Here is a 21,030-nt window from a genome sequence, read left to right on the forward strand (position 1 = left end):
CTCGTGCCTCCGGCTACGCAGCCGCAGCACAAGCCTCAGGCCCGAACAGACGCAGTCGCGGCCGGAAAAGCCGGACCTACAGCCATGTCGCCCCCGAAGTCGAGCACCAACTCCTCACCGCCCTCGAAGACCGCTGGCACGCCGTGCCCGACCCCGCCGCCCCGAACGACCAACCGCTGGCACCGGTTGTCCCCTCTTCGCCGGTACTCGGGACACCACCACCCGGCATTGGAAACCCCAACGCCCGCAACGAAAAATATACCCACAACCCAACGGGACGCGGCACAATCGTGCTCCAGAAACGCTCCACCTGCGGCAACCGAACCGGGGCGTCAGCGATCACACGAGATCGACTCAAGAAACGAGAAAACCCCTCCGGCCAGGACAAACGGCTCGATCGAAGGGGATCACTACGGAGTGGAGCTAAGGGAACTCGAACCCCCGGCCCCTCACTGCCAGCCTCGCTGGCCTGCAAAAACCGAGAAGCCGCAGGAAAAACGGGCGCGATTCGCTGCCGCTGGATGTCGTTGCGCAAGCAGGTGTGCTCCAGAATTGCTCCAGCGAAAACAGTGTGAAGGACAATCATCCGAGCACCCACGCAGTTGGGCACCACGATGGACTCCCCGCGTGGGCCTTGCTGCCAACGGCGCAGCGAGGCGCCGGCCGCATCGCCTTCGTCTTCGGCGAGCTCGACCGGTGATGGTGCAAGACGCGGTGACCGTCGGTGTGCGCCCATCGGCACCGGTCTCGAGCAGCGCGTATTTCACGAGGCTCAAAAGCGAGATGGTTGCGCGGTCCGGCCCCACCGCACGCAGTGACGCCTGCAGGCGGGAGGCACCGGCACGAGCTTGTGAAGTCCTGCCGCTCAGATGGGTGATGCGGTGGTGTGAAGCGTGGCGTTTGCGGGTAATTTCCAGCGGCTTTTGCTGTGAGGCGATTTGTGATGTTCACCCAGATCCTCGATCCGGTACACAGCGTCCTGGGCAGCACCCTGCTGGCTCTGGTGCCCGTCGCGGTCCTCCTGTTGCTCCTGGCCGTCGTGCGGCTGTCCGCGTGGCAGGCGGTGATCGGCGGTGCGATCGTGACCCTGCTCGGGGCCATCTTTATCTGGCACACACCGACGGGAACCGCGTTCACCGCCTACGGGTTGGGCGCCGCGACCGGATTCTGGTCCATCGACTGGATCGTGTTCTGGGGGGTGATCATCTATCACACGCTCGTGGTCACGGGATCCTTCGACGGGTTCAAACGATGGCTGGTAAGCCATGCGACCGCCGACATCCGAGTGCAGACGATCCTCATCGCCTGGGCCTTCGGCGCACTGCTGGAAGGCCTCGTCGGATTCGGCTACCCGTGGGCGGTTGTCGCACCACTGCTGATCGGATTCGGCATGATGGACCTGGAAGCGGTGAGAGTCGCCGCGCTCGCCAACAACGCCCCCGTTTCCTACGGCGCCCTCGGCGCGCCCGTGATCGGGCTGGCCGCAGTGACCAGCCTGCCGCTGCTCGACCTGTCCGCCTCCATCGGCAAGATCGTCGCAGTGCTCGCGCTCGCCCCGCCATGGCTGCTGATCTACCTGGTCAGCGGCCGACGCGGCTTCCGCGCCGGCTGGCCGCTGGCGCTCGCGGGCTCGTTCGGCTACATCGCCGGCCAGTACCCGACATCGCAATGGCTGGGCCCATACCTGCCCGACGTCATCGGCTCCCTGGTGTGTTTCGGAGTGCTACTTGTCCTGCTGCGCTTCTGGCGGCCCGCGGTACAACTCGGCTTCGGAGGCCACGAACTCGCCCCGCACGAGGTCGAAGCGTGGCGAACCGGTCCCAGCGCATCGTCCTCGTCGGGTGCGGGTCGCGGGCTGCTGCCGTTCGTGATCCTGGTCGCGGTCGTCGTCGCGTGGACAGGCCCGTGGTCACCGCTGCCGAACTACACACCGTTCGAACCGAAAGTCTCCGCGATCTCCTCGGTGACCGGCAAACCGGTGAGCATCACGTGGTCCTTCTCGCCGTTCATCGCCGGCACCGCGATCCTGGTCAGCTGGCTGCTGATCAACCTCTACCTGCGGCCCCGCCGCGACCAGTTGCGCGAGGTGTTCCGCCGCGCGTTCGGCCAGATGTGGGGCGCCCTGCTGGTCGGGCCGCTGATCTTCGGGCTGGCCCAGGTCTTCAACTTCTCCGGCATGGCCAACTCGATGGCCACCGGCTTCGCCAAGGTCGGTACAGCATTCGTGGTGCTCTCCCCCGTCCTCGGCTGGATCGCCGTGGCACTGTCTGGAAGCAACACATCTGCCAACGCGGTGTTCGGCCAGTTCCAGGCAACCGTCGGCAAGCTGCTCGGCGCACCACCGCTGCTGTTCCCGTCACTGAACTCGGTCGGCTCCGAGGTCGGAAAACCGGTCGCTGCCCAGACGGCGAGCGTCGGCGTCGCCACAACCACCCTCGTCCGTCAGGAAGGACACGTGATCCGCCACAACCTCGGCTGGACACTAATAATCCTGGCGTACCTGATCGGCGTAGGCGCACTGTTCTACTTCCTACTGCCCAGCTCCATGCGACTCTAGTCACCGCGCGTCGAGATTTCGTCCTCAATGGACCGTTGAGCAGCCGACCCACTGCTTGCGGCGTCGGGAATTGGGTGATTGGAGCACCGGTCGGCGCCGCTGCATCCTTGGATCGTGCGCAGGGTCGGCGTACATGGGCGGGCAACCGTGATCGATGGTCTCGGGGCGCAATTCGTGGTGCCAGGGTTCGTTGCTGTAGATCTGGCACAACCCGTAATCGGCGCCGTGCTCTGATCGGCCCCATGGCGAACTGGTCGTCACCCATGCCGCGAGCCACTGTGCTGAAGCGACCGAACGCAGCGCCATAGTGGTGAGTCAGGGACGCTTGTTCTCACGCGGAGGTCTTCGCAATGATGCGTTCAACCTCATCTCGGCCGAAGGCCCGCAGGGTCGTGCTACGGACGTTGCCCAGCCCGCCGAGTTGCAGGAGGGCAGCGGTGGCAGTTTCGTCGTCGGGTGCCTCGACGACGCCCACGAGGTCGTACGGACCGATAGTCCAGTAAATGTTCACAAGCTTCGCTCCGAGCTTCTGTAACGCAGCGGCGAAGGCATCAGCACGCTCCGCAGTTTCCTTGCAGGCGCGGATCCCCTGGTCAGTCCAGCTCAATAGCGTGATGTAGGTCGGCACGCGCGCTCACCTCCATGAAATAGGTAGGTCCTAAATAAATAGCCTAATTGCCCACATGGAGGGCCGCATGTCAAGTGAGCAATCCACAAGACACGCAACGCATTCAGCGATGCCAGCACGCAACGTCCTCCCAGTCGCTGGACGCTTCACCACTGGCCAGTGGCCGCAGTTCGCGACACGGGCGGAGGGCGACGCTTGGCGGGACCAACCGTAACGACGCCACAGGCTTCGCTTCCGCTACGACCGCTCAGTTGCTTCCCCAACAGGGCTTCCGACACTGGGCTCCGACCCCACAGGTTTCCTCACGAAGCCGCCAGCCTGCAACCGGGCCTCTGAGCGCACCACCTGCAGTACTACCGGCGAACGAAAACGCCCCAGGCTTCTATCGCAAAGACGGTTTCACCGTCCTCTTCCTCGAGATCGACGACCATGACGCCGGTCCAGTTCCTAGTGGCTGCGACGAAACCGTTGCCGTCCACACGTGCCAGTGGAATCAGGTTGGCTGCGACGAACGACCATTCACACGTCATGAGGCCAGCCGTTTTGTACTCCTGGAAAAGCACGAACACCGGCTTCGTGACGGGAGCGAGCCAGGAGGGCCGGACACCAGGCAGCAGCGTATCGCGCACCGCTCCCGACTCGGGCGCGACCGCGACGAGAGTCTCGTAACGCTCGGCTCCGAACTCCTCCTTCCACCGACTGACGACGACCTCGCTTTCAGCAGCGGGCAGCCAGGTCACCGTGTCGGCATCGATCTGTTCCCGCTCCATCGCCCGAAGCAGGGCCGATCTGGTGCGGGATCCCTCTTTGGATAGCGCACCGGCCTCATTCGGCGAACCACTCGTCACGAAATATTTTTACCAGTCGCAGTTGTCAGCACCGACCTATGGGGGAATAGTCCACTTTCACCTTCTGGGTGACCACTCGCCAACGGCCGTTCTTGTCCAACCGGAGTGGGTCTTTCGCCAGGCCCGCCTCCCAGTGCGGCTGCCCCGATGCGAACGGTCGAAAATATTGTCCGTGACCAACATGTACTTTCCGTCGATCTCGTACACGTACTGCAGGCCCGACTCGGTGCTGATCACGTCCATCGGCACGGCGTCTTGTCGCTTCAAGCGGGTGAGGTTGTCCGGTCAACCCAGCGATGCGCTCGCGGCGCGCAGCTCGTCGAGGGCCTTCAGGAGGTAGGCGGCGAACCCGTCCTCGGCGGCACGGTCGCCGTCGGACCATTCGGCGTATCCGCGTTTGAAGGCGAGGACGCCGAGCTCACTGGCGAGGGCGGCGGTCGGATCGGGCACGCCGCGGGCGACCAGGGCAGCGGTCATGGCGGCCGCGAGGCTGACGCTCTTGAGGGCGTCGCGCTCCTGAAGTTCGGCGCTGGCGGCGACGGCCGCCTTCAGACGCGGGGCGATCTCCCGGCTCATCGGGCCCATCGCGGTCGATGCGCGTACGAGACCGGCGGCGACCGCCTCGAGTGGGCTGGCGTCGGCGGGCGCCTCGGCGATGCCCTCGGTCAGCAGCCGGCTCAGCGTCTCCTGCCCGGCGACCAGCAGCTCGCGTTTGTCGGGGAAGTGTCGGAAGAAGGTGCTCTTGGTGACCCCAGCGCGCGCGGCGATCTGCGCGACGGTCGTGGCGTCGTAGCCCTGCTCGGTGAACAGGTCGACGGCCGCCATGACGAGGCGTTCGCGCGCACCCGGCTCCCATCGACCCATAGGGCCATCATATGCGATGGGACTCTTGTCCCATCACTCTGATATGTTGATGGGACAAGAGTCCCATCACTCGCGGGAGCGTTCCATGCACGTGTTCATCACCGGCGGCACCGGTCTGATCGGGTCCGCCGTCGTCGCCGAACTCCTCGGCAACGGCCATACCGTCCTCGCACTCGCCCGCTCGGACGCCTCCGCGCAGGCCGCCTCGGTGGCCGGCGCCGAGCCGATCCGGGGAGGTCTGGCCGATCTGGACGTCCTGCGCGCCGGCGCCGCTCAGGCCGACGGTGTGATCCACCTGGCCTTCGCCAACGATTTCAGCAGCCCCGAAGCCTTGGCGAACGCGGTCGCCGAGGAAAGCGCCGCCCTCGCCACCCTCGGCGAGGCACTCGTCGGCAGCGGCCGTCCCTTCGTCACCTGCTCAGGCACGCCCGCCGTGCCGGGCCGCGCCTCCACCGAGGCCGACTCGATTCCGACCGAGGGACCGGTCGGTGGCCGCGGTCGTGCGGTCATGGGAGTCCTGGGCTTGGCTTCGCGCGGGGTTCGGAGTTCAGCCGTCCGCCTGCCGCGGACCGTCCACAATGAGGGCACCGGCGGGTTCGCCGGCGTGTTGACCGGGATCGCGCGTCAGAGCGGAGTGTCCGGATATCCGGGCGACGGAACCCAGCGCTGGCCGGCTGTGCACGCGCTCGACGCCGCAGTCCTGTTCCGGCTCGCCCTGGAGCAGGCGGAAGCCGGCACCTCCTGGCATGCCGTGGGCGACGAGGGCGACCAGGTGCGTGATATCGCCGCGGTCATCGGCCGGCGGCTGGGTCTACCTGTTGAGTCCGTGCCGGTGGAGACCTACGGTCCCCTCGGCGTCATCTTCGCGGCCGACCAGCCCTCGTCCAGCACCCACACTCGGCAGGCACTCGGCTGGGAGCCGAAACACCCGAGCCTGCTGGACGATCTGGAGAACATCCAGCCCTGACCGGCAGCCAGGAACATGGGGTGGGCCCGCTGCCGCCGGATCGCCAGCCGCGTGGCGATGGTCCGGCACCGTCGACATCCCCGCGCCGAAGCGGAACCGTCTACGGGGCCGAGTCCCTGACTCTGCAACACCAGGTCAGGCACATCGGCGAGACCATCAATCGCCCCATCCCGATCGAACACATCTCCGACGAGCTGGCTCGCGCGGAAGTCGGCACGACAAGGCCTCCGGTCGTGGCCGAGGCGATCGTCCCGCCAGTGCATCCAGTCCAAACTGCTCGTCCACCACATCCTTACTATAAAAGCCAGATCGATAACGTTAGGTGACAAGGGATTTCAAGCAGTGCGCAGCTGCTCGGTGATGGGCGGTGCAGCCGAGCGACGCAACCGGCGGCACCGATCGGTCAGGTCAGCGCTATTGCGCGAGCATGCGTGCAGTCGGGCAGCCTCGCGCTGTGCCAACTGGTAGAGCGGCTCGCTCTGGTCCGCCCAGACCAGCAGTTCGGCGACTTGAACAGCTGCGCGCGCGGCCTGGTGCCGAAGGGTGTGGTCTTGGCCCTGACCGGTCACCTGTGGCTCGGCCAGTACCGGTCAGACTGGGTGGGCAGGTGGACCACGGATGCCACGGTCGTGACCTTCAATCTGCCCTTCCAAACCCAGAGTCTGCTCCCATAAGGCTAAGAGTTCACCCGGTCCAGAGACTCGTGACAAGGCTGTTCGCAGCTGTTGACCTGCGGTTTGAGCTGTTGAGCTCACTTGGAAGAGCCCATAGGTGTGAACCAAGGACGACATATTGCGCCGACCTGCGGAAATGCGATTTCCGCAGGTCGGCGCGGGTCCATTCAGAGTCGTTGAGTGCAGTTGAGGACTTTTGTGCGCATGTGTTTGCTCCCAATTTGCTCCCCACACTGCTCCCCTGCCGCGTATGTCGACGACACGCGAAAACTGAGCAGGTATCGACGGCTGACTATTAAGCAGGTGGCCCGAGTATTGGGTGGCGATGTCCGTGGAAGAACAGGCCGAGATCCGTCGGCTACGGCGTGTCGATCACCGAATCGCTCGCCGACTCGCCGATCGCTCGGAACACTGTCGCGGCGGCAGTGAAGTCGAACCAACCACCGGAGTACCAGCGCAAACCGGCCCGCGACGGGCTGTCACTGCTTCTCCAAGGTCGCCTCCCCTTTGCCCCGGAGGACAACTTCCCCTTTCAACGGACTCGTGGGGAAATCACCCCGCAATATCCGGGTGAGGAACTCCACCATCCCGCAGCCGTAGCGGCTGAACCCGTCGCCGCGGTCGTACACGAGTACCGGCCAACCGGCCGGGTCCTCCGCCGTAGCGTCCCAATAGAACAGGTCGGCGTCGCTGGAGCCCCCAAGTGATCAGGTAGGGCGACGTCCCTTCCAACTCGGGGGACTTGAATGTGGTGTCCTCCCGCGCGTCCTCCGCATTACCCGTTTCCAGGACCATGCCGTTCCAGCCGGCGTCCTCGAACGGCACCTTCGGCTGCGGCCCGAGGACCCCCAGGAAGTCCTGGATGGTCCCGGCACCGTACACCTCGATGAACCGCCGATAGTCATGTGGGAACCACCGGCCCCACGACCGGCCAATTGGATCCCAATCGACCGGCGTCCCGCGTTCCTGCGGCGGCGACATCAACCCCGTCAGGATATCCACGTCGGTTGTCGAGCTCAGCCTTTTCTCCCAGGTCGCCCCCCTGTGTCCTAGAGGAAGACATCCCCTTTCAACGGATCCTCGGGGAAATCGCCCCGCAGTGTCCGGGTGAGGAACTCGACCATCCCACAGTCATAGCGACTGAACATGCTGTCGCCGCGGTCGAACACGAGCACCGGCCAACTGGACGGGTCCTCCCCGGTAGCGTCCCAGCAGAAGATATTGGCGTTGCTGGAGACGCCCCAGGCGATCAGATAGGGAGAAGCCCCTTCCAACTCGGGAGACTTGCGCGTGCCCTCCCACGTGCCCTCCGCGGTGCCCGTCTCCTGAACCATGCCGTCCCAGCCCGCGTCCTCGAACGGCACCTTCGGCTGCGGTCCAACAACCACCAGGAAATCCTCGATGGCCCCAGCACCGTACACCTCGATAAACCGCCGATAATCAAGCGGAAACGGCCGGCCCCACGACCGGGCAATCGAGTCCCAATCAACCGGCGTCCCACCGTAACGCGGCGGCGGCATCAACCCCATCAAGACATCGACGTCAGCTGCCGAACTCATCCTTACTCCTTCGTCCCAGCACGGGCAATCTGGCCGGGCCCGGTGCGCTCCAATTCCTTCAACCGGGCACGTTCCGGAACTGACAGTTCCGGCTCATTGGACGGATGATTCTCGCGGTATTTCTTCACCCAATTATTCAGAGTCTGCTCCACTACGCCCAACTCGCGGGCNACCTCAGCGATCGTGCGAGACCGCTCGACCACCTCCTTTGCCGCCGCTTCCCGAAACTCGGGCGAATACCGCGAATTCTTCCGTGCCACAACAACTCCTGTCAGTGAACCCCAATCCTACGTTGGGGCCGCTGTCCGAGAACCTTCCGGCACCTCAGTCTTCTGCTTTGCCACCGCCGCATCCGGACCACGATTCGGGCGGGACGGGTTCGGCTGGCGGAAACAGCGCGGATACGCCCCAAGGGGCGGGCGATCCGGCACAACTGCTGTTCACCCCGGCGCAAGCCGCGGCGATGCTGCAGGTCCGCGAGTCCTGGCTACGGCGACGCGCCGCACGCCGCCAAGTGCCGTGCACCTTCCTCGGAAAACACCTCCGCTTCTCCCCCGCAGACCTCAAACAGATCACAGCCGACGCCGCACGCCCCGCAACCACCACGCGGCCCACCGGCCCCAGGCCAGGCACACGCCCAGGGCGGGCCCGCAGCCAGAGCCGGACACCTCCTCGCCGGCCCGATCTCTGAAACATCGATTCTTTCCGCAGGTGACCACATTTATAGGTTGCATTTTTGCCGCAACGGAGCGTGGATCTGGCTGTGCCCCGATTCCGGGCACAGCCACATCTCTCTTATGAAAGGGCGCATCAATGGCCTGGGTCGAAAAACGCGGAGACGGTTTCCGCGTCCGCTACCGTCTCCCCGACGGAACGCTCCACACCGAGAACGGATTCACCACCCAGAACGACGCCGAAAACAGGGCCGCCGACATCGAGTCCGACCAGCGACGAAACCAGTTCGTCGACCCACGCCTGGCGCAAACCACCATCGACGAATGGATCCGCGCCTGGTCCGACGCCCATCACGTCAGCAACATCACCTGGGCAACCTACGACTCCCACATCCGCAACCACATCCTGCCCCACTGGAGCGGCACCGCCATCGGCGACATCCAACGGATAATGGTGAAAGGCTGGGCCAACAGAACACTCCGCACCAAACTCGCCGACAAAAGCGTCAAAGACATTATCGTGCTGTTCTCCATGATTCTCAGCGAAGCCGTCGACGAAGGACTCATCGGCTCCAACCCCTGCCGGAAACTCCGCCTCGGCCTCGCCGATCGCCCCGAACGCCCGCACGCCACCCCGGACGAGATCGACGCCATCGCCGCACGAGTAGCACCCGACGACGGGCTAATGATCATCACTGCCGCCTACACCGGCATGAGGTGGGGCGAACTCGCCGGACTCCAATGGAGCAGGACCTACCTCGACGACAACCCCCGCATCGAGATCGACCCCGACGTCGGCGCCCTGCACGAGGTTCGCGGACGACTCGAACTCGGCCCACCCAAAACCCCGGCCAGCGCCCGACCCGTCTACCTACCCCCGTTCCTCACACAACTGCTCACCGAACACCACGACCGCAACCCCCACACGCGATTCGTATTCACCGGACCCGAGGAAGGCATGCACCGCCGCTCCAACTTCCGCCGACGCGTCTGGCTCCCCGCCCTCACCGGCAACACCGAACTCGGATGGGGACCCATCCAACCCACCATGCACTTCCATGACCTACGCCACACGCACAAGACCTGGCTCATCGAAGACAGCGTGCCCCGCGTCGTCCAACTCCAAAGGCTGGGCCACAAACCCCAGGACACCTCAGACCTCTACTCCCACGTCACCCCGCAGATGATCGAGACCCTGCGCGCAGCCCTACAAGCCCGATGGGACACCTACGGCACCTGGACCTGGGCCGACCACTTAGGTAACGCAAAGGTGATCAGAACCCGTGCTCCCAAACTGCTCCCACAACACACAAACGGCCCATCGACGAAGATCATCGACAGGCCGCTTGAACTGCGAAAACGTACCGTGGGCGATACTGGGATCGAACCAGTGACCTCTTCGGTGTGAACGAAGCGCTCTCCCGCTGAGCTAATCGCCCCCGTTCGGTACGAGTAGGAACTCTAGCGGACGGGTTTCCGGCTCTGACAAACGGGTGGTCTTTTCGGGGCACGCTGCGCACACGGGTCAGCACGCAGCGAACAAACGCGTGCTAGCCAGGGTTGTTTTTCCCGATTAAGCGAGACACGTCACCTGCCGCGTCCGCGGACGGTGCTGTCGCGGAGAGGTTGAAGCGGCCACTATGTAGGAGGCCGACCAGCGGGTAGGAACGTCAGGCCATACGGACACCGGCGACTATGGTGTCCGTGGTGGCCCGGTAAGCCCATCCGGGTGATCCCAGGTGGTCACGGGACCGAAACGGCAGACCGATCCGTCACACCGGGAAACTCGGCCGAGCGGGCCGTGGAGGGAGACGAAGGGTAAGACGATGCGTAACGATCACGTGACGCTCCGCTCGACAGCGGTGTTCGACCTGCTGGCACCCCGCACGCCGGCCGTGCCCGTCAAGGTCGAGCTGCGCTATGACACTCGCGACCCGTACGCCGTGGTGGCCGCGTTCCGGACCGGACGGGCCGGCTGGGTCGAGTGGGTGTACGCACGAGACCTGCTCGCCGACGGCCTGCTGGCCGAGGCCGGCGACGGTGACGTGCGCATCCGCCCGTCCGTCGAGGACCCCGAGTCGGTGCTCATCGAGCTGAACTCCCCCTCCGGCCACGCCATGTTCGAGGCATCCGCACAGGAACTCGCCGACTTCCTCGACCGCACCTACGACGTCGTACTGCCCGGCAACGAGCACCTGTGGGTCGACGTGGACGACGCGCTGACCCACCTGATCCCGAACGACCTGGGCTGATGACGGCGAGCGATCGAAAAGGGCACCCCCCTGTGATCGCGACCCGGCCCATCGGATATGGTTTTGCCACACTACGACGGAGGGCCGAGCCGGCCGGAAGTCGATGGTAGGCGGACGTAGCGCAGCTGGTAGCGCATCACCTTGCCAAGGTGAGGGTCGCGGGTTCGAATCCCGTCGTCCGCTCGGAAGGCCCGGCAGGGCCTGAACGCGGTGGAGTGGCCGAGAGGCGAGGCAACGGCCTGCAAAGCCGTGTACACGGGTTCGAATCCCGTCTCCACCTCGCGCGATTAGCTCAGCGGGAGAGCGCTACCTTGACACGGTAGAGGTCACTGGTTCAATCCCAGTATCGCGCACCACCTGTTTTACTAGGTCAGCGGCACTATAGCTGATCATGCGGAAGACGGTTCAACGCTCAACACGCGATAAACAGGCGATGGCTCGTGTGGGCGCCTGGTCAGGAAGCTCGTTGAGCGTGGCCCGCGAGTACGGGAACCATTCGGCAAGCCGAGCCTCTTCCAGGAACACTGTCGGATCGTTTCCGGTGGCCGCGCGCAGCCGCGGAGAACTCAAGCCGAACCCGCCAGTCAGGCCGCGACATCGCACCAAATCACAGAACGACTCCCCACGAACAAGCCGTTCCCGTTGATTCTGACCTGGTAGTGGACCGACTCGCACAAGGTTGGAGGTCGGTCTGTCACCGGGAACCCGGCGTGACCTCGGCCGCCGCCAGTGCGCGTAGTGCCAGCCGGTCGGTCTTCCCGTTGACGTTCAACGGCCACGCGTCGAGATGGTGGAAGCGGCGGGGCACCATGTACAACGGTATCCGTCTGCGTAGCCACAGCATGAAATCGTTCGGTGACAAGCGTTCCCCGGTGTGGAAACCCACGAGCTCCGTCTCGTCGCCCCGGGTCACCGTGACCGCGACCGCCTCGTCAACGGCGGGATGGCGCGACATGGCCGCCTCGACCTCGCCGAGCTCGATCCGGTAGCCGCGGACCTTCACCTGGTTGTCCAGCCGCCCCAGGTGCAGCAGGTAACCCGACTCGCGCCGCACCCGGTCGCCGGTGCGGTAGAAGTGGGCATCGGTCAGTTCGCCGTCGTAGGAGACGAAACGGTCCGTGTTGTCCGCCGGGTCGAGGTAGCCGTCGAAGCGCTGGGGTCCGCGCACGCACAGTTCACCCTCGTCGGCTGGACGGCCGTCCTCGCCGAGGACGACGTACTCGAGCGTGTCGTGAATCGTGCCGATCGGGACCGTGTCGTTGGACGTCCTGGGCCAGTCGTCGGGGCTCGCCGGCAGCCGGTAGGCGCTACACGTGACGGTGAGCTCCGTCGGGCCGTAGATGTTGTCGATGACCGTGTCGGGGGCGACCGCCCGCCACGCCTCGCAGTGCCGCAGGGTCAATGGCTCACCGACGAAGATGCAGTAGCGGAGCGCGGTGACCGCCCCGTCCGGAACATTGCCGAGCGCGGCACTGATCGAGAGCACGGACGGCACCGAGAACCAGTGTGTGAGCCGGCGGTTCACGATGTGGTCGATCGGGGTGAGCAGCTCGCCGCGGGCCGGCACGACCAGCGTCGCCCCGCCTCCCCAGGTGACGAACATGTCGAAGACCGTGCCGTCGAAGGTCAGCTCGTAGGTGTTCGACATCCGGCAACCGGGGCCGACCTCGTAGCGGTCGATCATCATGTCCACATAGGACGACACGTTCCGGTGCCGTGCCGGCACTCCCTTGGGGCGCCCCGTAGAGCCGGACGTGAAGACGATATAGGCGACGTCCCCGGCAGCCGGGCGGTAGGGCGGCAGCTCACCACCGGACGGCGAGATGTCGTCGGCGAGCGTGACCACGGTGGACTCGGCGCCGGACGGCAGTCGAGCCGCGCCCGACTCGTCGGTGAGCAGCACCTCCGGCTCGGTCATCGCGTGGATCGTGGCGATGCGCTCGACCGGGAACCCCGGGTTGAGCGGGATCACCGTGGCGCCAAGCCGTTGCCCGGCGAGATAACCGGCGTACGCGATCACGCTGTGCGCGGCGAGCAGACCCATGCGGGCCGGCACGCCACCGTGTTCGTCGATGATCCGGGCGGCGATCACGAGCGCCAGGTCGTGCAGTTCCCGGTACGTCAGAGTTCGGTCGGCCACCTCCAGGGCGGGCTCGCCGGGAAAACGCTCGACGGAGGNGGCGAACCACTCCCACAACGTCCGGTCGGTACGCAGCACCGGCGCCTCGACCCGCATGGTGCACGGCGGATCCTGGTGGGTCGGGACGAGGTGGAGTCGGCCGACGTCGTCCGCCCCGGTGGGCACGCCGGTGCGGCACCGGCACGGGTCGTCGCCGAAGCCGGCGAACCGGTAGGCGATCTCCATCATCCGGTTCCGGTCGGTCCTGCGGAAGTCCGCGACAAGGTGCACGCCTGCCTGGGCGGCCTGGTCCGTGAGCCAGCGCAGTAGTACCGAACCGGCGCCGAAGGACACGACCCGGCAGGAGGTCGCGAGCAGTTTCAGGTGCCACACCGAGGTGTGCTTCTCCAGCAGCAACACGCCGACCGTGCCGTGCGGGCCGAACCGGTCGGTCATCGACACGACGAGAACCTCGTGACGCGGGTCCCCGGCCAGGGCCCGCAGGTCCGCGGCGGAGTAGTGCACCCCGGTCGCGTTCATCTGGCTGGTGCGCAGGGTCAGTTCCTCGAGCCGGGCGATGTCGTCTCCCGCCGCCCTGCTGATGCGTAGTTCCAGGTTCAGGGTGCGGAGAAACTCCTCGTCCGGGCCGGTGAAGTCGGCGCGCTCCGCTTCCCGCCGGGCACCGGCCTGGTACATCTTCCTGCGGTTACGGGCATCGCTGGTGACGACGGCCGGCGTGAACTCCGGAAGCGCGGTCAGCAAGGCGGCTTGCTCGGCCGCGTAGCAGCGGACATCGGGCAGGTGGTGGGCGACCTCCGCGCGTTCGACGAGCTGGTCGTCGATGAACGCGATCGTGTGGTGCGCGAACTTCAGTTCCTCGGCGATCTCGCGGACGGCGTCGGACTTGCGGCCCCAGCCGATCTTCGGCGCCACGAAGTACTCCGCGATGCCGAGTTTCTCCAGCCGCGCCCACGCGTGGTCGTGGTCGTTGCGGCTGGCCACCGACTGCAGGACACCGCGATCGTCGAGTTCGACGATCACCGCTCGGATCGCCTCGGGCAGCGTGACCTCGTCGTCCTCGAGCAGAACTCCCCGCCACAGCGTCTGGTCGAGATCCCAGACGAGACATTTCACCTTCTCCATCGGCCTTACACCTCCCACAGCGTCGCGGCCCAGGCGGCGACCGGACTGTTGTTCAGCACGAGCACCAGGTCACCGGTGGCCAGCTCACCGCTGGCCAGCAGCCGGTCCAGGTTCAGCACGACGTCCATCGCACCGAGATGTCCATAATCGGCAAGGCTTTCCCCGCACACCGGGTGGATCGGCAGCCCCAGCAGGCCCGCGTAGAACTCGTACGCACTCGCCGTGACGTTCTGCATCACGGTGGCCGCGATATCCTTTTTGGACACATTGGCGTCGGCAAGCACACCGTCGACCAGCTCACCGAAGCGCAACCGGCTGTTCATGGCCAGTTCGAAGCGGTACCGGTCGGGCGAGGCGCACTCCTCGCGCCACTCGTACCACGGGACCTGCTTGTAGTCCACGGAGAACAGGTCGTGGAACGTGCCGTCGGTGACCATCCGGTGGGCACGCAGGATCGGCCGGGCATCGCGGGTGATCGTCATCGCGCAGGCGCCGTCGCCGATGACCGTCACGGGAAACCGCACCCGGTCGGCTCCGGTCGGCCGGCTGGCATGCGCGATGAGCACACCGCGGCGGGACGGGTCGGCCACGAGCAGATCCCGTGCCAGCGCCCAGGCGGCACTCGAGCCCGTGCAACCGAGCCCGTCGACGGTGAACGCGAAGGTGTTGGGCAGCTTGGCGTCCACCTGCACGCGGCAGGCATCCGAGCCGAGCAGCACGTCCGGTGCACGGGGTGCCACGAGGATCAGCACGTCCGGTTCGGTGGGGTGGGTGGCGAGCAGTTCCCGGCACGCCTGCGCGGCGAGCTCGCCGCAGTCGAGTTCGCCGAACACCCCGACCGTCCGCACACCACTGCCGGCGGCGAACGCGGCCGCTTCCCGGTCGAGTTCGGAGAACTCGGGCAGATCGCCGACGGCGGTCATGGTTTCCGGGAGCACACAATGGATTCCCCCGACCCCGATCATGACATCTCCTCACCCGCTCGGCGGCGTCGGAAATCTCGCCGGTTCGCTCCGCAAGATCCGCTCATGACCAGTTCGCCAATGCCTGTTCGGCGAGGGCGAGCTGGCAGATCTCGCTGCTGCCCTCGATGATCTCCATGAGCTTGGCATCCCGGTACGCGCGCGCGACCACGCCGCCGTCGCGGGCGCCTGCCGAGCCGAGCACCTGCACCGCGGCCGCGGCGCTGGATGCGGCGTTCCCCGCGGCGAGGTGCTTGGCCAGTATCGCGGCGCTGACCAGCTCCGGGGTGTTCGCGTCCCAGCACCGGCTCGCGTGCTCGCACACCCGGGTGGCCGCCTGCTCCGCGACCAGTAGCTCGGCAAGATGTCGCGCCACGAGCTGATGATCTGCCAGACGCCGGCCGAACTGCTCGCGTGTGCTCGCATGCCGGGCGGTCGCGGCCAGGCAGGCACGCAGGATCCCGACACAGCCCCACGCGACGGAAAGCCGGCCATGGGAGAGCACCGAGGTGACCACAAAGGACAGTGGCAGCCCGGCGCCGAGCAGGCTGTCCGCCGGCAGGCGCACGGACTCCAGCCACACGTCGGCGTGTCCGGCGGCCCGGCAGCCGAGCGGGTCGGGCACCCGCTCCACCCGTACTCCCGGCGCGTTCGCCGGAACCAGGACCGCGGCGGCGCCACCGGCATACCGGCCGAACACGACCAGCAGGTCGGCGTAGGCCGCGCCGGTCACCCACACCTTGTGGCCGTCGACGACGACAGTGTCGCGGTCGGTCTCGATCCGCGTGGTCATCGCGGCCAGGTCGCTGCCGGCGGCGGGTTCGCTGAACGCCACGCCGGCGGTCTCGCCCGAGGTGAGCCGGGACAGGTAGGCCGCGCGCTGTTCCTCGTTCCCGAACCGCTGCACGGTCCAGGCCGCCATGCCCTGCGAGGTCATCAGGCTACGCAGCGATCCGCACAGGCTGCCGACGTGAGCGGTGAACTCGCCGGCCGCGGCGGCGGTGAACGCCAGGCCGCCGTAGTCGGTCGGGACCTGCGGGCAGAGCAAACCCTTTCCCGCCAGCTCCGCGACGACCTCACGCGGCAGCAGGCCGGTGCGGTCCCACTCCCCCGCCTGGTCGGAGACCAGGCCGGTGACCAGTTCGTGCCACTCACTCATCGCGCAGCCTGAGCACGAGGTCGGTCATCACGTCCACCGTGCGGAAGTTCGCGAGCTTCAGGTCCTCGCCGCCGATGCTGATCGCGAACGTGCTCTCCACATACACGACCAGCTCCATCGCGAACATCGAGGAGACCAACCCCGAGGCGAACAGGTCCTCCTCGGGCGTCCAGCTCCGCTTGGTCCGCCGCTCGAGAAAGCCGAGCAGGTTCTCGCGCACCGACTCGCCGGTGAGGGAAATCGTCACCGCAACCCTCCGTGTTCGAAGAATCCCCGGCCGCTCTTGCGGCCGTGCTCGCCGTCGCGCACCTTCGTCTCCAGCAGGGCGCACGGGCGGTAGCCGTCGTCGCCGGTGCGTTCGTGGAGGACACGGAGCGAGTCGACGACGTTGTCCAGCCCGATGAGGTCGGCGGTGGCCAGCGGTCCGGTCCGGTGCCCGAGGCAGCCGGTGAACAGGGCGTCGACCGCTTCGGGTGTGGCCAGGCCGTCCTCGACGATCCGCGCCGCCTCGTTGATCATCCGTTGCAGCACGCGGTTGATCACGAAGCCGGGGCCGTCGCCGACGACCACCGGTGCACGCCCGAGTGCGGTCAGCAGCCCGGCCGTCGCCGCCATGGCCTCGTCGGACGAGCGCGGGCCGCGGATGACCTCGACGGCCTTGATGAGATACGGCGGGTTCATGAAGTGGATGCCGACCAGGTCGGCCGGCTCGGCCACGGCACCGGCCAACTCGTCGATGGGGATGGCCGAGGTGTTCGACGCGATCAGCGTGCCCCGGCCGACCACTGTGGACACGTCGGCGAGCACCTTGGCCTTCAGCTCGGCCAGTTCGGTGACCGACTCGACGACTGCGGTCGCATTCCGGATGTCCGCGATGGACTCGGTGGTGGTCAGCTCGCCTTCGGTCACCGTTCTCGGCAGGTGTCCCATCAGTTTCGCCATCCGCAGCTGCTGGGCGACGTTCGCCCGGGCCGCGCCGCGCCGGCCCGGGTCGACCTCGACCAGGGTCACCGGAACCCCGTGCCCCACGGCCAACGTGGCGATGGCCGTGCCCATGACACCCGCGCCCAGCACCGCGAGTCGATGTTCCGTCACCTGACCTCCAACGCGTCGACACTGATCTCCGGCAGCAGTTCGGCGAACTTGGGCTCCGCCCCGGCCAGATGCGACAGGCACTTGCGCAGCAGTGCGCCGGTCGGGGCCGGGTCGAGTTCGTGACTGGTCAGCCACGGACGCCACGCGTCAGCCTGCATGTCGTGCTCACCCCTGCGGAACTCGTCCAGCTCGTACAGCGCCGTGCTCGACAGGACCTCGCTGCCGGTCTCGAGGGCCCGCGCCGCGACGGCGTGCTGCCAGTCCCGCACGGGACTGCCGGTGGTCGGCATTCCGGCGTCGGCGAGCAGGCCGAACAGCGACCGCAGACTCAGTGCCCGCTCGGCCATGAGGTGGTAGGCACGGCCGACCGCGCCGGGCGCGGTGCACAGTTCGGCGATCGCGCGGGCGACGATGTCCACCGGGGCCACGGGAAGCGCGCGGTCGTCCAGTGGATGGGCGCCGACCGCGAGGCCGCCGGCGAGCAGGTGCCAGAGCACGTCCTTCGGGTTGCACGCGCCCGTGACGGTCGAGCCCAGCACGAAACCGGGCCGGAACACCCGCACCCGCATGCCGTCGCGCTCGGCCCGTTCCAGGATGCGCTCCGCGGCCCACTTGCTGACTCCGTAGCCGCCCTGCCGGGGATCGAGTGGCTGGTCCCTGGTCTCCAGGACCGGCTGCCCGCCGCCGATCGCCTCGCCGGTGGCCGCGACACTGGAGACGAACGCGAAGTCACCGATTCCGTTGCCCCGCATCCACTTCAACAGGTCGATGACCGGGAGCACGTTGTCGTGCCGGAGAACCCGGTACGGCTCGGTGAACACCACCCTGGCCGCACAGTGCAGCACCTGCCCGATCCGGCCGGCGAGACCGTCGCAGGCCGTGCCGATATCGTGCAGGTCGCCGGGCACCGGATGGACCTGCTCAGGGTCGGGTGCCGGCAGTTCGTAGCGTGCGGCGGCCGCACGGAGTCGGTGCCATGCCTCACCCTCGTTCTCCGCCCGGATCAGGCAGTGGACCTCGCGGCCGGTCTTCACCAGCTCTGCCAGCAGGAACGCGCCGAGGAACCCGGTTGCACCGGTCAGCAGCACACCGCGACCGGTACTCCCGTGCGGGGCGAGCTCGCCGAGTGGCAGCTGGAGATCGGCGTCGACGAGGGCGCCGTCGCCGTCCGCGGCCTGGTCGGCGTCGGGCACATTCCGGCGGACGAGGTCGGCGACGCGGCGGACCGTGGCCCTGCTCCCGCCGGCCCGGTGCAGGTTGATCTGAACGCCGTACCGTTGCTGGACTTCGAGTGACATCCGCACCGACAGCAGTGACGTCCCACCGAGCGTGCCGAACTCGTCGTCGACGCCGATCGCGTTCGTGCCGAACAGAGCACGCCAGATGGCCAGCAGGCCACTCTCCACGTCGTCCGATGTGGACGCTTCCGATGTGGACACTTCGGCGTGGGTCACGGCCGCCGGCTCTGGTGCACCGACCGGAGGAAGGTCGTCCAGCGCCCAATAACGCCGCCGCCGGAACGGGTAGGTCGGCAGCGTGAGCCGCCGGCCGTACCCGCCGGACAGGGCGGCCCAGTCGACCTCCGCACCACGCAGCCACGCCTCGCACGCGGCGGCCTCGACCTCGTCGTGCCCGTCCGGGACGAACCGGTCACCGGTCGGGTTCACCACCCGCATGGTGCGTACGGCAGGCGGGCGGGGCAACCGCAGCGCCCGCGTGATCGTCTCCGCCGACCCGGTCACCACCCGTCGCTCGGCGAACGCACGCCGGCCGACTCGGAGGGTGTGGGCCACGTCGGCGACGGGCAGCTCACCGGAGTCGATCTCGTCGGCCAACGCCCGGCACAGCGCGTCCAGCTCGGCCCGGGTGCGGGCGGAGACCACCAGCCGCACCCGCTCGCCCGCGACGGCCGGAGGCCGGGTCGGCGCGGGTGGCGGGGCGAGCACCGCGGTAGCGATGCTGCCGCCCAGGCCCATCGAGTTCACCAGCACGTGCCGGTTCTCGTCCGGACAGACGCCCTGCTCGGTGGACACGAAGAACGGGCTCTCCGCGAGGATTCCGGGATCGCGTGGCCGCTCGAACGCCGGATGCGGCGGCAGCGCGCCGGTACGCACCACGTGCACCGCGTTGATGAACCCGGCGATCCCCGCTGCCGGTCCGCAGTGGCCGATGTTCGCCTTCACCGAGCCGAGTCCACAGTAGCCGGTGCCGGTCGCGCCGAGCCCGCGGCACGCGTCGATCAGGCCACGCAGCTCGATCTGGTCGCCGAGCGCCGTGCCCGAACCGTGCGCCTCGACGTACCGCAGGTCGCCAGGACTCACGTCGGCCACCCGCAGCGCCGAGGACACCACGCCGGTGAGCCCGCCGGGGCTGGGCGCGGTGAAGCCGGAGCGCTCCGCACCGTCGTTGCCGATCGCGCTGCCCAGCACCACCGCGAGCACGGGATCGCCGTCGCTGAGTGCGTCCGTGAGGCGGCGCAACGCGACAACCCCGACACCGGAGCTGAACGACGTGCCGGTGGACGCGGCGTCGAACGGGCGACAGAAGCCGTCCCGCGAGGAGATACCGCCGGGCTGGTGACGCCAGCCGGCGAGGGGTTCGTTCACCGCCGCCGCACCGGCCAACGCGATGTCGCACTCGCCGGACAGCAGGCTCAGCACCGCCTGGTGCACCGCGGTCAACCCGGAGGAGCAGGCCGTCTGCACGGTCACCGACGGGCCGCGCAGGTCCAGCTTGTAGGCCACGCGTGCGCTGAGAAAGTCAGGCAGGCCACCGAGAACGATGTCGGGGTCGTCGCCGACGGCGGCCACTCCCCTGGCCCGCGCCCGCGCCACCTGGATCGCGAGGACGTAGGTGCTGGGCCCGGCACCGGCGAAGAGCCCGGTGATCGGGCCACCCGTGCCGGGCGGATGACCGGCCGCCTCCAGTGCTTCCCAGCAGGCTTCGAGGAACAGGCGCTGCGCCGGGTCGATCAGCTCGGCCTCGCGTGGCGAGTAGCCGAAGAACTCGCCGGCGAACTCGGCGGTCCCGTCCAGGGTCGCCGCCACCCGCACGAAGTCGGGGGCACGCAACGTCTCCTCCGGCACGCCGGCGGCACGCAGCTGCTCCTCGGGCAGCTCACGCATCGACACGAGGCCTTCGCCGATGTTGCGCCAGTACTGCCCGGGCCCTGGCGCGTCCGGGAACCGGCAGCCGACCCCGACGACGGCGATGTCCGTGGCGCGTGCCATCTAGTTGCCTCGCCGCGCACGATCGAGCAGGGCGCTGCGGTCGTTGCCATCCGGTGCCGGTGTTGGCGCGCCCACCCTCCCCGCGAGCAGGTCGGCCTGCGCGCGAACCGTGGTGTGCCGGAAGAGGTCTGGTGGCTCCAGCCCGCGGCCGGTCAGCGCGTTCAGCTTCTCCAGCAGGATGATGAGCAGGATCGAGTCTCCGCCGGCTTCGAAGAAGTTGACGTCGACGCCGACCTCCCGCACGTCGAGCACCTCGGTCCAGACCTGACGCACCCGGTCCAGCATGTCCATTCCAGTCT

19 protein-coding genes, 4 tRNA genes and 1 pseudogene are annotated in these 21,030 nt (G+C 67.4%); 9 read left to right on the plus strand and 15 right to left on the minus strand.

Annotation, left to right across the window (positions count from 1 at the left end; translation table 11 throughout):
- The first annotated feature begins 943 nt into the window (after positions 1–943).
- Entirely contained in the window at positions 944–2,557 is a 1,614-nt protein-coding gene (locus A3CU_RS0131485; RefSeq protein ID WP_027945610.1) for an L-lactate permease, read from the plus strand.
- A gap of 331 nt (positions 2,558–2,888) precedes the next feature.
- Here the strand turns inward: A3CU_RS0131485 and A3CU_RS0131490 are convergent, their stop codons facing one another.
- From A3CU_RS0131490 to A3CU_RS0131500, 3 genes are all read right to left on the minus strand, one after another.
- Positions 2,889–3,185 carry a GYD domain-containing protein gene (locus A3CU_RS0131490; protein WP_027945611.1) on the minus strand — a complete coding sequence of 99 codons (297 nt, stop codon included), beginning with the start codon at positions 3,183–3,185 and terminating at the stop codon, positions 2,889–2,891.
- Positions 3,186–3,538: 353 nt separating this feature from the next.
- Positions 3,539–3,955: a hypothetical protein gene (locus tag A3CU_RS0131495; RefSeq protein WP_027945612.1), complete on the minus strand. Its 417-nt coding sequence runs from the start codon at positions 3,953–3,955 to the stop codon at positions 3,539–3,541.
- A 363-nt stretch (positions 3,956–4,318) separates the two neighbouring features.
- On the minus strand, positions 4,319–4,897 hold the full coding sequence (locus A3CU_RS0131500) for a TetR/AcrR family transcriptional regulator (RefSeq protein WP_027945613.1): 579 nt from the start codon (positions 4,895–4,897) through the stop codon (positions 4,319–4,321).
- Positions 4,898–4,982: 85 nt separating this feature from the next.
- Between A3CU_RS0131500 and A3CU_RS0131505 the strand changes: the two genes are divergently transcribed.
- Entirely contained in the window at positions 4,983–5,864 is an 882-nt protein-coding gene (locus A3CU_RS0131505; RefSeq protein WP_027945614.1) for an SDR family oxidoreductase, read from the plus strand.
- A 431-nt stretch (positions 5,865–6,295) separates the two neighbouring features.
- A complete protein-coding gene (locus A3CU_RS0131510; RefSeq protein ID WP_027945615.1) occupies positions 6,296–6,538 on the plus strand; it encodes a hypothetical protein in 243 nt (80 codons plus the stop codon).
- Positions 6,539–7,587: 1,049 nt separating this feature from the next.
- On the opposite strand, the gene A3CU_RS47690 is transcribed toward A3CU_RS0131510, so the two are convergent.
- Both A3CU_RS47690 and A3CU_RS47695 read right to left on the minus strand, forming a co-directional pair.
- Positions 7,588–8,097, minus strand: coding sequence for an SMI1/KNR4 family protein (locus A3CU_RS47690; RefSeq protein ID WP_052372502.1), 510 nt, complete (start codon positions 8,095–8,097; stop codon positions 7,588–7,590).
- A 2-nt stretch (positions 8,098–8,099) separates the two neighbouring features.
- A complete protein-coding gene (locus tag A3CU_RS47695) occupies positions 8,100–8,357 on the minus strand; it encodes a transposase (RefSeq protein ID WP_052372504.1) in 258 nt (85 codons plus the stop codon).
- 14 nt (positions 8,358–8,371) lie between these two features.
- Between A3CU_RS47695 and A3CU_RS55845 the strand changes: the two genes are divergently transcribed.
- Entirely contained in the window at positions 8,372–8,788 is a 417-nt protein-coding gene (locus A3CU_RS55845) for a helix-turn-helix domain-containing protein (RefSeq protein ID WP_425388292.1), read from the plus strand.
- A 119-nt stretch (positions 8,789–8,907) separates the two neighbouring features.
- Here the strand turns inward: A3CU_RS55845 and A3CU_RS55960 are convergent, their stop codons facing one another.
- Positions 8,908–9,399 carry a hypothetical protein gene (locus A3CU_RS55960; RefSeq protein ID WP_245617442.1) on the minus strand — a complete coding sequence of 164 codons (492 nt, stop codon included), beginning with the start codon at positions 9,397–9,399 and terminating at the stop codon, positions 8,908–8,910.
- Here A3CU_RS55960 and A3CU_RS55850 point away from each other — a divergent pair.
- A complete protein-coding gene (locus A3CU_RS55850; RefSeq protein WP_483756962.1) occupies positions 9,304–10,179 on the plus strand; it encodes a tyrosine-type recombinase/integrase in 876 nt (291 codons plus the stop codon). The two genes, A3CU_RS55960 and A3CU_RS55850, sit on opposite strands and share 96 nt — an antisense overlap.
- On the opposite strand, the gene A3CU_RS0131540 is transcribed toward A3CU_RS55850, so the two are convergent.
- Positions 10,139–10,210: transfer RNA gene (locus A3CU_RS0131540), tRNA-Val, on the minus strand. The genes A3CU_RS55850 and A3CU_RS0131540 overlap by 41 nt on opposite strands.
- A 387-nt stretch (positions 10,211–10,597) precedes the next feature.
- Here A3CU_RS0131540 and A3CU_RS0131545 point away from each other — a divergent pair.
- From A3CU_RS0131545 to A3CU_RS0131560, 4 genes are all read left to right on the plus strand, one after another.
- On the plus strand, positions 10,598–11,023 hold the full coding sequence (locus A3CU_RS0131545) for an SsgA family sporulation/cell division regulator (protein ID WP_027945617.1): 426 nt from the start codon (positions 10,598–10,600) through the stop codon (positions 11,021–11,023).
- A 110-nt stretch (positions 11,024–11,133) separates the two neighbouring features.
- Positions 11,134–11,206: transfer RNA gene (locus tag A3CU_RS0131550), tRNA-Gly, on the plus strand.
- Between the two features lie 26 nt (positions 11,207–11,232).
- A tRNA-Cys gene (locus tag A3CU_RS0131555) sits at positions 11,233–11,303 on the plus strand.
- 1 nt (position 11,304) lies between these two features.
- A tRNA-Val gene (locus A3CU_RS0131560) sits at positions 11,305–11,379 on the plus strand.
- Positions 11,380–11,717: 338 nt separating this feature from the next.
- Here A3CU_RS0131560 and A3CU_RS52945 read toward each other — a convergent pair.
- From A3CU_RS52945 to A3CU_RS47705, 8 genes and pseudogenes are all read right to left on the minus strand, one after another.
- A complete protein-coding gene (locus tag A3CU_RS52945; protein ID WP_043843246.1) occupies positions 11,718–13,259 on the minus strand; it encodes an amino acid adenylation domain-containing protein in 1,542 nt (513 codons plus the stop codon).
- Positions 13,236–14,285 (minus strand): annotated as a pseudogene (locus A3CU_RS54090) (HAD-IIIC family phosphatase); the annotation flags it as partial. The gene A3CU_RS52945 and the pseudogene A3CU_RS54090, both read right to left, overlap by 24 nt.
- Positions 14,286–14,290: 5 nt before the next feature.
- Positions 14,291–15,250 (minus strand): 3-oxoacyl-[acyl-carrier-protein] synthase III C-terminal domain-containing protein, encoded by a 960-nt coding sequence (locus tag A3CU_RS0131575; RefSeq protein ID WP_027945619.1) that lies wholly within the window; start codon positions 15,248–15,250, stop codon positions 14,291–14,293.
- 61 nt (positions 15,251–15,311) lie between these two features.
- Positions 15,312–16,406: an acyl-CoA dehydrogenase family protein gene (locus A3CU_RS0131580; RefSeq protein WP_027945620.1), complete on the minus strand. Its 1,095-nt coding sequence runs from the start codon at positions 16,404–16,406 to the stop codon at positions 15,312–15,314.
- Positions 16,399–16,653, minus strand: coding sequence for a phosphopantetheine-binding protein (locus A3CU_RS0131585; protein WP_027945621.1), 255 nt, complete (start codon positions 16,651–16,653; stop codon positions 16,399–16,401). Before A3CU_RS0131585 ends, A3CU_RS0131580 begins: the two co-directional genes overlap by 8 nt.
- Positions 16,650–17,501: a 3-hydroxyacyl-CoA dehydrogenase family protein gene (locus tag A3CU_RS0131590; protein WP_027945622.1), complete on the minus strand. Its 852-nt coding sequence runs from the start codon at positions 17,499–17,501 to the stop codon at positions 16,650–16,652. The genes A3CU_RS0131585 and A3CU_RS0131590 overlap by 4 nt, the downstream gene beginning before the upstream one ends.
- Positions 17,498–20,731 carry a thioester reductase domain-containing protein gene (locus tag A3CU_RS0131595; RefSeq protein ID WP_027945623.1) on the minus strand — a complete coding sequence of 1,078 codons (3,234 nt, stop codon included), beginning with the start codon at positions 20,729–20,731 and terminating at the stop codon, positions 17,498–17,500. The genes A3CU_RS0131590 and A3CU_RS0131595 overlap by 4 nt, the downstream gene beginning before the upstream one ends.
- Positions 20,732–21,022 (minus strand): phosphopantetheine-binding protein, encoded by a 291-nt coding sequence (locus A3CU_RS47705; protein ID WP_063628935.1) that lies wholly within the window; start codon positions 21,020–21,022, stop codon positions 20,732–20,734.
- Positions 21,023–21,030: the final 8 nt, after the last annotated feature.

This window comes from Amycolatopsis taiwanensis DSM 45107, from assembly GCF_000519205.1.
GTDB lineage: Bacteria > Actinomycetota > Actinomycetes > Mycobacteriales > Pseudonocardiaceae > Amycolatopsis_E > Amycolatopsis_E taiwanensis.